The organism is Kocuria rhizophila DC2201 (assembly GCF_000010285.1).
Lineage (GTDB): Bacteria > Actinomycetota > Actinomycetes > Actinomycetales > Micrococcaceae > Kocuria > Kocuria rhizophila_A.
Map to the genome: position 1 here is coordinate 1,589,781 of NC_010617.1, position 12,637 is coordinate 1,602,417.

A 12,637-nucleotide genomic window follows, 5' to 3' on the forward strand; every position below is an offset into this window, starting at 1 on the left:
TACTGATTGTCGGCCCCCGCACGGCCACGGGGCACGGTCCGCGGCGCTGATTGCGCTCTAGGATGAAGTCGGACCGGCGACGAGAGGAACACCATGACCAGCAGCCAGCACGACGCCGCAGCACAGCCCGCACCCGGGCCCGCCCAGCAACCCGCGCCCGGAACCGCACGCTCCCGTGGGGAGCACGGTGGGACCGCCACGAACACCGCTCCCTCACGACGCCGCGCGGTCGGGATGGCGGGCGTCGCGGCCGCCGGCGCCGTGGCCCTGAGTGCCTGCGGCTCCGGCAAGAGCGGCGGCTCCTCCACACCCGGTGCCCCGAGCGGACCCACCGACGTGGCCGCTGCCGCGGACGTCCCCGTGGGCTCCGGCGTGAAGGTGGACGCCTCCGGCGTGCAGGCCGTGGTGGCCCAGCCGAGCAAGGGGACGTTCACCGCCTACTCCCCCGTGTGCCCGCACCAGGGCTGCGCGGTGAATCCGTCCGGGAAGACGTTCGTGTGCCCGTGCCACAGCTCCGTGTTCGACACCGCCACCGGTGACGTGACGAGCGGACCCGCCACCACGGGGCTCACCCCGTACCCCGTGAAGGTCGAGAAGGGCCGTGTGATCGTCGGCTGACCCGTGGCGGGGCCGGGCTCAGCGCGGCTCGGGGCCGGAGGAGGACACGGGCGCGGCGGCGTCGTCGTGGGCGGGCCGGGCGTAGGGCACCCGGGTGCCGAGCACGGAGGCCAGCGTGTCCTGGGCGATGCGCTGGGCGGTGACCCCGGTGTGCTCGAGGATCTGGTCGCGGCTGGCGTGCTCCAGGAACTCCGTGGGCAGACCCACCTCGTTGAGAGCGGTGTCCACCCCCTGGGCGCGCATCTGCTGGCGGATCAGGGACCCGATGCCCCCGGCCCGCACACCGTCCTCGATCACCACCACGATCCGGTGCCGTGCCGCGGTGCGGACGACCGAGTCCGCGACGGGCAGCACCCACCGGGGGTCGAGCACCGTGGAGGACACCCCGTGGGCCGCGAGCCGCTCGGAGACCTCCAGGGCGGTCACGCACATGGCGCCCACCCCCACGATCAGCACGTCGCGCTGCTCGCCCTGCGGACCGCCGGCCTCGCCGTTGCGGGCCAGCACGTCCACCCCGTCCGGGAAGCGTTCCAGGGCCGGCAGCGGGGCGCCCACCGCGCCCTTGGGGTAGCGCACCACGGTGGGCGCGTCCGAGACGGCCACGGCCTCCCGCAGCTCCTCGACCATCGTGGCCTCGTCGCGCGGGGCGGCCAGGTGCAGCCCCGGCACGATCTGCAGCAGCGCGAGGTCCCACATCCCGTGGTGACTGGGCCCGTCCGGGCCGGTGACCCCCGCGCGGTCGAGCACCACGGTGACACCGGCGTGGTGCAGGGCCACGTCCATGAGCAGCTGGTCGAAACCGCGGTTGAGGAACGTGGCGTAGAGACCCACCACCGGGTGCAGGCCGCTGAAGGCCATGCCCGCGGCCATGGTCAGGGCGTGCTGCTCCGCGATCCCCACGTCCACCACGCGCTCGGGGTGGGCCAGCTGCATCTTCTGCAGGCCCATGGGGATCAGCATGGCGCCGGTGATCCCCACGACGTCCGGGCGCTCGTCCGCGATCGCCGCGATCTCGTCACGGAACACGTGCGTCCAGGTGCGCGCGGAGGCCGCGCCGGTGGGCTTGCCCGTGGCCGGGTCGATCACCGGCACCGAGTGGAACTGGTCGTTCTCGTCCAGGCGGGCGGGGAGGTAGCCGTGGCCCTTCTCCGTGATGGCGTGCACGATCACCGGACCGCCGAAGTTGCGGGCGTTGGTCAGTGCCTGCTCCATGGCCGCGAGGTCGTGTCCGTCCACGGGGCCCACGTACTTCATGCCGAGGTCCTCGAAGATCCCCTGCGGGATCACCACGTCCTTGATGCCCTGCTTCATCCCGTGCAGCCCGCGGTAGACCGCCTGGCCCAGGTGCCCGGACGCGGTCAGCAGGTGCTTGGCCTTCGCCAGCGTCTGCTCGTAGCGGCGGTCCGTGCGCACGGCGTCCACGCCCTGCTGCACACTGGCCTGCAGATCCTTGAGGTGGTTGGCGAAACCGCCCACCGTGGGCGCGTAGGAGCGGCCGTTGTCGTTGACCACGATCACGACCTTGCGGTCGCGGTCCGAGGCGATGTTGTTCACGGCCTCCCACGCCATGCCACCGGTGAGGGCGCCGTCCCCGATCACGGCCACGGTGTGGCGGTCGTGCTGGCCCGTGAGCGCGTAGCCGCGGGAGATCCCGTCCGCCCAGGACAGCGAGGAGGACGCGTGGGAGGACTCCACGATGTCGTGCTCGGACTCGGCGCGGGAGGGGTAGCCCGCGAGCCCGCCCTCCTGGCGCAGCGTGTCGAAGTCCTGGCGGCCCGTGAGCAGCTTGTGCACGTAGGACTGGTGGCCGGTGTCGAAGACCACGGAGTCCCGGGGCGAGGAGAACACGCGGTGCACGGCGAGCGTGAGCTCCACGACCCCCAGGTTCGGGCCCAGGTGGCCCCCCGTGGCCGAGACGTGGCTGATGAGGAAGTCACGGATCTCGCCGGCCAGCTGCTCCATGGCCGCGGCGTCCAGACCCTTCAGGTCCTCGGGTCCCTCGATGCTCTCCAGAAGCGTCATTGCCTGCTCTCCGTGGGTGTCACGGCGCCGGGGGCTCGCCCGCAACGGAATGCGTCCCGTGCGCCGGAGCCCGCGGCGCCCAAATGCTCCGTCCGATCTTACTCGCCCGCACCCGTGCCCCCTCCCGGGGTCCCGGACAACGCCACCGGCCGGTGGCCCCCGAGGGGGTCACCGGCCGGTGGGGTGAGTGGCGCCCGGTGGGCTACTTGGCGATCTGGCGCAGCACGTACTGCAGGATGCCGCCGTTGCGGTAGTAGTCCGCCTCACCCGGGGTGTCGATGCGCAGCACGGCGTCGAACTCCACGGTGGAGCCGTCCTCCTTGGTGGCGGTGACCTTGAGGGTCTTGGGGGTCTGGCCGTCGTTGAGCGCAGTGACCCCTTCGATCGAGAAGGTCTCGGTGCCATCCAACCCCAGGGAGTCCGCGGACTCGCCCTCGGGGAACTGCAGGGGCAGCACACCCATGCCGATCAGGTTGGAGCGGTGGATGCGCTCGTAGGACTGCGCGATGACCGCGCGCACGCCCAGCAGGGACGTGCCCTTGGCCGCCCAGTCGCGCGAGGAACCGGAGCCGTACTCCTTGCCGCCCAGCACCACCAGGGGCACGCCGGCCTCCTGGTAGTTCATGGCGGCGTCGTACACAGCGGCCTGCGGGCCACCCTCCTGGGTGAAGTCGCGGGTGAAACCGCCCTCCACACCGTCGAGCAGCTGGTTCTTGATCCGGATGTTCGCGAACGTACCGCGGATCATGACCTCGTGGTTGCCGCGGCGGGAACCGTAGGAGTTGAAGTCCTTGCGCTGCACGCCGTGCTCGGTGAGGTACTTACCCGCGGGGGTGTCGGACTTGAACGAGCCAGCCGGGGAGATGTGGTCCGTGGTCACGGAATCGCCCAGCTTGAGCAGCACGCGCGCGCCCTCGATGTCCTCCACCGGGATGGTCTCCATGGTCATGCCGTCGAAGTACGGTGGCTTGCGTACGTAGGTGGACTCGGGGTCCCATTCGAACACGTCACCCGTGGGGGTGTCCAGGTTCTGCCAACGCTCGTCACCGTCGAAGATGGTGCCGTACTCGCGGTCGAACATGCCCGTGTCGATCGAGGCGTCGATGATCTTCTGGACCTCGGTGGGACCCGGCCAGATGTCCTTGAGGAACACGTCCTGACCGTTCGAGTCCTGGCCCAGGGGCTCGTTCTCGAAGTCGAAGTCCATGGTCCCGGCCAGCGCGTACGCGATGACCAGCGGCGGGGACGCGAGGTAGTTCATCTTCACGTCCGGGTTGATCCGGCCCTCGAAGTTGCGGTTACCGGAGAGCACCGAGGTCACCGCGAGATCGTTGTCCTGCACGGCCTGGGAGATCTCGGGCTCCAGGGGCCCGGAGTTACCGATGCACGTGGTGCAGCCGTAACCCACGATGTAGAAGCCGAGCTCCTCGAGGGCCGGGAGCAGACCGGACTTCTCGTAGTACTCGGTGACCACGCGCGAGCCCGGGGCGATCGAGGTCTTGACCCACGGCTTGGCCTTGAGGCCCTTCTCCGTGGCGTTGCGCGCGAGCACGGCCGCGGCCATCATGACCGAGGGGTTGGACGTGTTGGTGCAGGACGTGATCGAGGCGATCGACACGGCACCGTGGTCCAGCTCGAAGGAACGCCCGTCCTCCATGGAGACCTCCACGCGGTGCTCGGCGCGCTCCCGCAGGTCGTTCGCGGAGCTCTCGCGCGGTGCGTCCTGGGGGTCCTGCTCGTCGGTGGCGTCGTGAGACGGGGCGTCGGACGCCGGGAAGGACTCGACGACGTCCGGGTCCGCCTCCACGGACTTGTCCTCGGCCACGTAGTTCACGAGGTCGTCGCGGAACTGTTCCTTGGAGCGGGTCAGCTCGATGCGGTCCTGGGGACGCTTGGGCCCGGAGATCGAGGGGACCACGGTGGACAGGTCCAACTCGAGGTACTCGGAGTAGGCGACCTCGTGCTCGGGGTCGTGCCACATGCCCTGTTCCTTGGTGTACGCCTCGATCAGGGCGATCTGCTCCTCGGAGCGGCCCGTGAGCGCCAGGTAGTCCAGGGTCACCTGGTCGATCGGGAAGATCGCCGCGGTGGAACCGAACTCCGGGGACATGTTGCCGATCGTGGCGCGGTTGGCCAGCGGCACCGCTGCCACGCCCTCACCGTAGAACTCCACGAACTTGCCCACCACGCCGTGCTCACGCAGCATCTCCGTGATGGTCAGCACCACGTCCGTGGCGGTCGCACCGGAGGGGATCTCGCCGGTGAGCTTGAAGCCCACCACGCGCGGGATCAGCATGGAGATGGGCTGACCGAGCATCGCGGCCTCGGCCTCGATGCCGCCCACACCCCAGCCGAGCACGCCGATGCCGTTCTCCATGGTGGTGTGGGAGTCGGTGCCCACGCAGGTGTCCGGGTACGCGCGCACGGTGCCGTCCACCTCGCGGGTCATGACCACGCGGGCCAGGTTCTCGATGTTGACCTGGTGCACGATGCCCATTCCGGGCGGCACCACCTTGAAGTCATCGAACGCGGTCTGACCCCAGCGCAGGAACTGGTAGCGCTCGCCGTTGCGCTGGTACTCGATGTCCATGTTGCGCTCGATCGCGTCGGCGGAGCCGAAAGCGTCGATCTGCACCGAGTGGTCGATGACCAGCTCGGCCGGAGCGAGCGGGTTCACGCGGGAGGGGTCTCCCCCGAGGTCCGCGACGGCCTCGCGCATGGTGGCGAGGTCCACGATGCAGGGCACGCCGGTGAAGTCCTGCATGATCACGCGACCAGGGGTGAACTGGATCTCCGTGTCGGGCTGGGCGCTGGGGTCCCAGGACCCCAGGGCCTCGATGTGCTTGCTCGTGACGTTGGCACCGTCCTCGGTGCGCAGCAGGTTCTCGAGCAGGACCTTCAGGCTGTAGGGGAGCTTCTCGGCTCCCTCCACGGCGTTCAGTCGGAAAATTTCGTAGTCGGTGCCCTTGACGTTGAGAACGCCCTTGGCTCCAAAGCTGTCCACAGTCATGGTGTGGAACTCCTCTCGCCACCGTCGGTTACGTTCTGCGCGCACGGTGCAGACTTGCGCCCCCGTGCACGTGGAACGGTCCCTGCCAGTGTAGCCCGTGCCACGCCCGCGCCCCGGCATGACCACCCCGGCGGCGGCGCACGGACGTGGGTCGCGTCACGCGGGGCTCACGCGTCCCGGCGCAGCAGCGCCACGGCCTCCACGTGGTGGGTGTTGGGGTACAGGTCGAAGCCGGAGACGTCCTCGATCCGCCAGCCGCGGCGCCGCAGCCGCCCGAGGTCGCGCCCGAGTGCTGCCGGATCGCACGCCACGTACACGATCCGCCGCGGCCCGGCCTGGTCCACCGCCGCGAGCACCTCCTTCGCGGCACCCGCACGCGGCGGATCCATGATCACGGCGTCGGGCCGCGGGGGTGCCGCGGTGCGCGCGTCCCGGGACGACGCCGCCCAACCGCCTCCCCGGCGCCGGTCACCGCGCCGGGCGCCGCCGCGTCCGGTGAGCACCCGGGCCACGTCCCCGCGCACGCCCGTGACGTGCGGGGCCCCGGCGAGGTTGTGGGCGGCGTCGGCGGAGGTCACCGGGGAGCCCTCCACGGCGAAGACGCGCCCGCGCTCCCCCACGGCGTCGGCGGCGACCGCCGTGAACAGCCCGGCCCCGCTGTAGAGGTCCCAGACCGTCTCCCCCGGCTCCAGCCGCGCGGCCTCGAGCACGGCGCGGGACAGGGTCTCAGGGGCCTCGCGGTGGATCTGCCAGAACCCCGTGGGGCTCACCCGCCACTGCAGCCGCCGGGGCCCGGATCCGTCGAGGCCCGGGAGCTCGAGCGTCTCGCACACACCGGGCTCGCCGGCCCACGTGGCGATCCGGCGATGGTCCGCCGAGCGCGCGGTCACGGACACCCCGTGCTCCTCGCCCCACTGCGTGAGCTCACCGCGCAGCGCGTCGATCTGCGGCTCACTCGTGTCTGGGCGCAGGCTCACGTGCAGCAGCGCGCACAGCCCGTTCGACGGCGCGGCGACGTCCACGCGCTCGGCCCCCGGCAGCCGCAGGGACCACGGGGCGAGCTCGCGGATCGCGTCCGTGGCCAGGGGCATGTCCGTGACCGCCACGAGCTCGTCCGAGCGGTGGGGGTGCATCCCCGCCCGGCCGTCCGCCGCGACGTCCAGGTGCAGCCGCGTGCGCCAGCCGGTGCCGTCCGCGCGCTCGTGCGCGGTGGCCTGCACGCTGCCGTCCCACGTGTGGCCCGCGAGGTGCTCGAGCTGCTCGGCGAGCACCCGGGTCTTGAGCTCGCGCTGCAGGGTCAGTTCCACGTGCCCGAACTCGGCACCGCCCACGGGTGCCGTGCCCCGGGAGTCCGCCAGGGCGGCGTCGGCTTGGGACCAGACGTGCTGGCCCCGCCGGCCCGCCGCGGGCTCCAGCACCTCGACCGCGTCACCGCGCCAGTAGGAGGCCTCGGGCTGGGCGTCGCTGAGCCGTACGCGCACGAGCTCCCCGGGCAGCCCGTGGCGCACGAACACCACGCGGCCCTCGTCCGTGCGGGCCACCACGTGACCCCCGTGGGCCACGTCCCCCAGGCGCAGCTCGAGCGTGTGCGGGGTCTGTGTCATCGGGAGTTCTCCGTGAGTTGCAGTTCGCGCACCGATTCCAGGTGCCAGGGCACGGAGGCGATCATGACTCCGCGTTCGTAGTGCAGCCGGGTCCGCAGGGGGCGGATGGCCTGGTTGTGCAGGAAGCGCTCCCACCCGCGGCCCACCACGTACTCCGGGAGGTAGACGATCACGAGGTCGCGCGGGGACTTGCGCCGGATGCCACGGATGTGGGCGACCACCGGGCCCACGGTGTCCCGGTAGGGGGAGGCCAGCACGGTGATGGGCACGGGGATCTCCAGGGACTGCCACTGCCGCACGATCTCCTGCGTGCGGGTGCGGTCCGTGTCCACCACCACGGCCTCGAGCGTCGAGGGCCGGGACGCCCGGGCGTAGGTCAGCGCGCGCACCACGGGCTTGCGCACGGAGGTGACCACGATGATCGAGTGCACGCGCGAGGGCAGGGCACGCACCATCGAGTCCGGGTGCACGGCAAGCTCGGCGTCCACCGAGCGGTAGTGGTGGGCGATCGCGCGCATGAACACCGTGGTGAGCGCGATCGCCACGATGGTCAGCCACGCCCCCTGCACGAACTTGGTCACGAGGATCACCACGAACACCGCCGCGCACGCTACCAGCGCGATCGCCGCCACGCCGAGGCGCAGCGCGAACTGGCGGTTGGTGGTGCGCGACGTGCGGGTGCGCCGCACGCGGGTCCAGTGCCGGACCATGCCCGCCTGGGTCAGGGTGAACGCGAAGAACGCCCCCACCACGTACAGCTGGATCAGCGCGTTGACGTTTGCCCCGAACACGAGCGTGAACCCGGCCGCCACCACGGACAGCAGCACGATGCCGTTGGTGAACGCGAACCGGTCCCCGCGGCTCTGCAGCTGCCGCGGCAGCAGGGCGGAGGACGCCAGGCGGGACGCGAGCACCGGGAAGCCCGAGTAGGCGGTGTTGGCGGCCATGAACAGCACCCCCACCGTGGCCAGGGCGAGCACCACGACCCACACGGAGTCCGCACCCGTGACGGCCTGGGCGATCTGCGCCAGCACCGGGACCTGGTAGAAGGACGCGTCCGGGGCGTGGCCCCCGATCAGCAGCTGCCGCGCGGGGTCCATGACCACCACCACGCCCGTGCGGCGGGTGAGGTAGAGCACGCCCAGCAGCAGCACGGCGGAGAGGGCACCGAGGACGGCGAGGGTCCGCGCGGCGTTGAGCGCCTTGGGCTTGCGGAAGTAGGGCACGGAGTGCGTGATGGTCTCCACCCCGGTCACGGCCACCGCCCCGGAGGAGAAGGCCCGCAGCACGAGCATGGCGCCCGCGAGCCCCACCAGTCCGGAGTCCATGCCCTCGGCGGGCAGCACGTCGTAGGCCGCCGACGGCGCGGGGCCCAGCGCCCCGGTGACGTCCTGCACCACACCGACCACGATGAGCAGCAGCACCACCACCAAGAACGCGTACGTGGGCACGGAGGACGCCCGGCCCATGAACTTCAGCCCGCGCAGGTTCAGCAGTCCCACCAGGGCGATCCCCACCACGGCGACCACCGTGCGGTGCCCCACGAGCCAGGGGAACACCGCGGCGAGGTACTGGGCGGCGGCGGCCATCGACACGGCCACCACCAGCGTGTAGTCCACGAGCAGCGCGGCCCCCACGGCCGCCCCGGCGGGACGACCCAGGTTCTTGGACGCGATCTCGAAGTCGGCCCCGCCGGATGGGTAGGCCCTCACGTTCTGGCGGTAGGCGGTGATGATCACGGCCAGCACCACGAGCACCGCGAGCCCCACCCACGGGGAGACGACGATCGCGGCGGAGCCCGCGAGCGCGAGCGTCAGGACGATCTCGTCCGGGGCGTACGCGACCGAGGACAGCGCGTCTGAGGCGAACACGGGCAGGGCCGTGCCCTTCGAGAGCACGGTGCCCGCGGCGCGCTCGTTGTGGAGCGGCTTGCCCACGAGCGCGCGGCGGACGAACTGGGACACATACACGTGGGAACACGCTAGTCCCTCGGCCGGTGCTTGTCCCGCGGGGGACCTATGCTGTCGCCCATGGCGCATTTCGTGATCATGGGTGTGGGCAGGGTGGGGATCACCCTCGCGCACGCCCTGGAGGACTCCGGGCACACCGTGGCGGTGATCGACCAGGACGACCGGGCGTTCCGCAAGCTGCGGCCCTCGTTCTCGGGCAAGAAGGTCACCGGACACGGCTTCGACCGCGAGGTGCTCCAGCGCGCCGGGATCGCCGAGGCGTACGCCTTCGCTGCGGTCTCCAGCGGGGACAACTCCAACATCATCGCCGCGCGGGTGGCCCGTGAGACCTTCAAGGTCAAGCACGTGGTGGCGCGGATCTACGATCCCACCCGCGCCGAGTTCTACCAGCGCATGGGCATCCCCACCGTGGCGTCGGTGCGCTGGAGCGCGGACCAGGTGTTGCGGCGGATCCTGCCCGAGCACGCCATCACCGGGGACTTCCGGGAGGCCTCCGGGCGGCTGCAGCTCGGGGAGCTGCCCCTGGACGACTCCTGGTCGGGGCTGCACCTGGACCGCATCGAGGAGGCGGCCGGGGTGCGGATCGCGTTCGTCACCCGGTTCGGGGAGGGCATCCTCCCGGCCAGCGACACCAGCTACCAGCAAGGAGACATCGTGCACGCCATGATGCGCGTGGAGGACGTGGAGCGGGTTGCCCGTGTCCTGTCCCGTCCGCCGTCGGACGAGGTCATGGAGGCCGTGGCCCTGGCCGCGACCCAGGACTCGCGGGGGCGTGGCTGATGCACGTGGTCATCGTGGGCGGGGGCTCCGTGGGCTCCTCGATCGCCCGGGAGCTGCTCTCGCACGGCCACGACGTGGTGGTGGTGGACGCCACCGCCGAGGTGATCGGCCGCTCCAACCTGCGCGGCGCGCAGTGGGTCGTGGGGGACGCGTGCGACCTCGACGTGCTCCAACGCGCGCGGGCGGAGGAGGCGGACGTGGTGGTCGCGGCCACCGGGGACGACAGGGCCAACCTGGTGGTCTCCCTGCTCGCGCGCAGCGAGTTCGGCGTGCCGCGCACCGTGGGCCGCGTGAACAACCCCAAGAACGAGTGGCTCTTCGACGACGCCTGGGGCGTGGACGTGGCGGTGTCCACCCCCCGGCTGATGACGGCGCTCGTGGAGGAGGCCGTGGAGATCGGGGACGTGGTGCGGTTGCTGAGCTTCCAGACCGGGGCGGCCACGCTGTCCGCCTACACGGTCCCGCGCGAGCACCCCGTGGTGGCCAGCACGGTGTCCCAGGTGCCGTGGCCCCCGGACGTGGCGCTCGTGGCCATCCTGCGCGACGGCGTGCCCATCGCCCCCTCGGGCGACGACCTGCTGGAGGGCGGGGACGAGCTGTTCTTCATCACCACCGCGGAGGGTGAGGAGCAGCTGCGGGCCATGTTCACCACGGCCCGGGACGTCAACCTGCAGGCGGCACTTGACGAGGGCGGCTCCACAGCCATCCCACCCACAGCACGGCGGCGTACAGCGGAGCCCCCATCACCAGCCGGGTGATCCCCAGCGCGGCCACGTCCTGCGCGAAGAACAGCGGCAGCTGCACGGCCAGCCGGGCCGCGAACATGGCGATCAGCAGCGCGGTCGCCCGCTGGTACGCGGAGCGCCGCGCCGGCCTGGCATGCCACTCGGTCCCCTCGCCGCGGATGTAGCCGTAGAGCACTCCCAGCAGGGGCCAGCCTGCGGCCGCGGAGACCGCGAGCACCACGATCCCCACGGCGTTGGTGATGAAGCCCCACACGTAGTAGTCGAGGGCGTCCCCGCCCACGCGAGCGAACAGTGCGCAGATCCCCACGCCCACGAGACCCGCGAACGCCTGGGTCGCGGACTGCCGCTGCGCCAGGCGCACCACCGTGAACACGGCCGCGCTCGCCAGGGACGCGGTGAGCGCCACGGACAAGCTGCCCACGGCGATCACGCACACCAGGTACACCAGACCGGGAAGCACGGACTCCACCACGCCGCGCCAGCCGCCCACGGCGGAGAGCACGTCCAGCTGGCCGCTCTCGTCCCGGCGCCACCCGGAGCGCTGCGCGAAGTCCTCCGCGGCGCGGTTCACCCTCGCCCCGGGGTCCTCCCGGGGCTGCTCCCCCGGATCCCCCTCGCGCGTCACCGGCCCACCTTCTTGGGCGTCACGATCTCGTAGCGCGGGTTGTACATGGTGGGCACCCCGTCCGGGAAGCACACGACGGCCAGGCACCGCAGCCGGGTGCCGGCGGCCACGCCCGGCACGGTGCGCTGACCGTGCCACAGCAGCTCCACGCCGCACGGCAGGGCGCTGCCCGGGCGCGGAACTTTCAGCAGAGCACGGAAGTGCGGGGCCGCCGTGGCCGGGGCGAGGGTCACCTCCACCACGGTCCCCTCCACGACCGCCCGGCGCCGGGGCCGCTCGCCGCGCGGCGGGGTGAGGTCGCTGTTTGTGGCCTCGGGCTCGGCCATCACGTCGATGGCCCCGGTCAGGGGGTTGTTGCCGGTCACGCTCAGCCGATCTCGGTGATCTCGGGCCCGCGCCGCGGGGGCTGCACCGCGGGGCCCGACGCCGCACGGTCGCCGGCGGTGGCGTCGGAGCCCTCGTGCTCCGGGCCGCCGTGGGCCGGGGTGACCGTGGCGTCCTGCGGCATCGACAGCGTGAGCAGGTCACGGGGCGGGTGCGGGTCCTGGCCGCGCACGACCACGAGGGCGCGCACGGCGTCGTCGAGCACCTCCGCGGTGGTCCCGGGCAGGGCCGCGCCGCCGGTGAACACGGCGCGCAGGAACCAGCGGGGACCGTCGATGCCCACGAACCGGGCCAGGCGGAAGCCCTGCTGCCCGTCCGGGGTGGTGCCGGGGATCCGCACGTCCACCTGCGCCCCGAGGGGGCCCTGCGCGATCGTGGGCTGCGCCCCGTCCCGACGCAGGCCGGCCACGAGCTCGGCCCGGACCTCGTCCCACAGCCCGGAGGACTTCGGGGCGGTGAACGCCTGCAGCTGCACCGAGCCGTCCCGGAAGTCGAGGTTCACCGCGCGCGGCACCTGGGTGGCCTGGTCCACCTCCACGCGCACGGTCACGTCGGCCATCGGCTTGACGAGCAGCGCGCCGAGGTCCAGGTACTCGCCGCGCTCGCCCGTGAACTCCGACTCGTCCCACGGCCCGTTGGCACGGGGGTCCTCGGCCCGGTCGACGTCGCCCCGGGGCTCGGTGGCCTCGCCGTCCTCGGCGCTCGCCGCGGTGGCGCCCGTCTGCTGCGCGGTGTCCGCGGCCTCGGCGCGCGTGCGCTTCCTACGTCCGAACATCAGTGCCTCCAAGAAGTCGTCGAGGGGAAATTCTGGCGGACCCGCACCGCGCGGTCGTCCCGGGTGGGCACCACCGCCGGGCCCGGTGTGCCCCACGGGGGCC

The 12,637-nt window shown here is 72.1% G+C and carries 10 protein-coding genes; 3 read left to right on the forward strand and 7 right to left on the reverse strand.

What is annotated here, in order from left to right:
- The first annotated feature begins 93 nt into the window (after positions 1-93).
- Entirely contained in the window at positions 94-618 is a 525-nt protein-coding gene (locus KRH_RS06925; protein ID WP_226905872.1) for a Rieske (2Fe-2S) protein, read from the forward strand.
- Positions 619-636: 18 nt separating this feature from the next.
- Here KRH_RS06925 and dxs read toward each other — a convergent pair whose 3' ends face one another.
- From dxs to KRH_RS06945, 4 genes are all read right to left on the reverse strand, one after another.
- Complete coding sequence (dxs, locus tag KRH_RS06930) at positions 637-2,640, reverse strand: 1-deoxy-D-xylulose-5-phosphate synthase (RefSeq protein ID WP_012398482.1); 2,004 nt, start codon at positions 2,638-2,640, stop codon at positions 637-639.
- A gap of 202 nt (positions 2,641-2,842) precedes the next feature.
- Entirely contained in the window at positions 2,843-5,770 is a 2,928-nt protein-coding gene (acnA, locus tag KRH_RS06935; protein ID WP_419757503.1) for an aconitate hydratase AcnA, read from the reverse strand.
- A gap of 47 nt (positions 5,771-5,817) precedes the next feature.
- Positions 5,818-7,254 (reverse strand): class I SAM-dependent RNA methyltransferase, encoded by a 1,437-nt coding sequence (locus KRH_RS06940; RefSeq protein ID WP_012398484.1) that lies wholly within the window; start codon positions 7,252-7,254, stop codon positions 5,818-5,820.
- Positions 7,251-9,224, reverse strand: coding sequence for an APC family permease (locus KRH_RS06945; protein ID WP_012398485.1), 1,974 nt, complete (start codon positions 9,222-9,224; stop codon positions 7,251-7,253). Before KRH_RS06945 ends, KRH_RS06940 begins: the two co-directional genes overlap by 4 nt.
- 60 nt (positions 9,225-9,284) lie before the next feature.
- On the opposite strand from KRH_RS06945, the gene KRH_RS06950 reads away from it, so the two are divergent.
- On the forward strand, positions 9,285-10,004 hold the full coding sequence (locus KRH_RS06950; RefSeq protein ID WP_012398486.1) for a potassium channel family protein: 720 nt from the start codon (positions 9,285-9,287) through the stop codon (positions 10,002-10,004).
- A complete protein-coding gene (locus KRH_RS06955; RefSeq protein ID WP_012398487.1) occupies positions 10,004-10,762 on the forward strand; it encodes a potassium channel family protein in 759 nt (252 codons plus the stop codon). The genes KRH_RS06950 and KRH_RS06955 overlap by 1 nt, the downstream gene beginning before the upstream one ends.
- Here the strand turns inward: KRH_RS06955 and KRH_RS12065 are convergent.
- The 3 genes from KRH_RS12065 to KRH_RS06965 are packed head-to-tail and all read right to left on the reverse strand — an operon-like array spanning position 10,668 to position 12,534.
- Positions 10,668-11,375, reverse strand: coding sequence for a DUF3159 domain-containing protein (locus KRH_RS12065; RefSeq protein ID WP_012398488.1), 708 nt, complete (start codon positions 11,373-11,375; stop codon positions 10,668-10,670). The two genes, KRH_RS06955 and KRH_RS12065, sit on opposite strands and share 95 nt — an antisense overlap.
- Complete coding sequence (locus tag KRH_RS06960) at positions 11,372-11,740, reverse strand: hypothetical protein (protein ID WP_012398489.1); 369 nt, start codon at positions 11,738-11,740, stop codon at positions 11,372-11,374. Before KRH_RS06960 ends, KRH_RS12065 begins: the two co-directional genes overlap by 4 nt.
- 2 nt (positions 11,741-11,742) lie before the next feature.
- A complete protein-coding gene (locus KRH_RS06965) occupies positions 11,743-12,534 on the reverse strand; it encodes a DUF3710 domain-containing protein (protein ID WP_012398490.1) in 792 nt (263 codons plus the stop codon).
- Positions 12,535-12,637 lie beyond the last annotated feature (103 nt).

What these genes read in the sequence shown, in the direction of transcription:
- KRH_RS06950 (WP_012398486.1), top strand. Translation starts at nt 9,285, where the DNA reads ATGGCGCATTTCGTGATCATGGGTGTGGGCAGGGTGGGGATCACCCTC.
- KRH_RS06925 (WP_226905872.1), top strand. Translation starts at nt 94, where the DNA reads ATGACCAGCAGCCAGCACGACGCCGCAGCACAGCCCGCACCCGGGCCC.
- acnA (WP_419757503.1), bottom strand. Translation starts at nt 5,770, where the DNA reads ATGCCGGGGCGCGGGCGTGGCACGGGCTACACTGGCAGGGACCGTTCC.
- KRH_RS06940 (WP_012398484.1), bottom strand. Translation starts at nt 7,254, where the DNA reads ATGACACAGACCCCGCACACGCTCGAGCTGCGCCTGGGGGACGTGGCC.
- KRH_RS06965 (WP_012398490.1), bottom strand. Translation starts at nt 12,534, where the DNA reads ATGTTCGGACGTAGGAAGCGCACGCGCGCCGAGGCCGCGGACACCGCG.
- dxs (WP_012398482.1), bottom strand. Translation starts at nt 2,640, where the DNA reads ATGACGCTTCTGGAGAGCATCGAGGGACCCGAGGACCTGAAGGGTCTG.
- KRH_RS06955 (WP_012398487.1), top strand. Translation starts at nt 10,004, where the DNA reads ATGCACGTGGTCATCGTGGGCGGGGGCTCCGTGGGCTCCTCGATCGCC.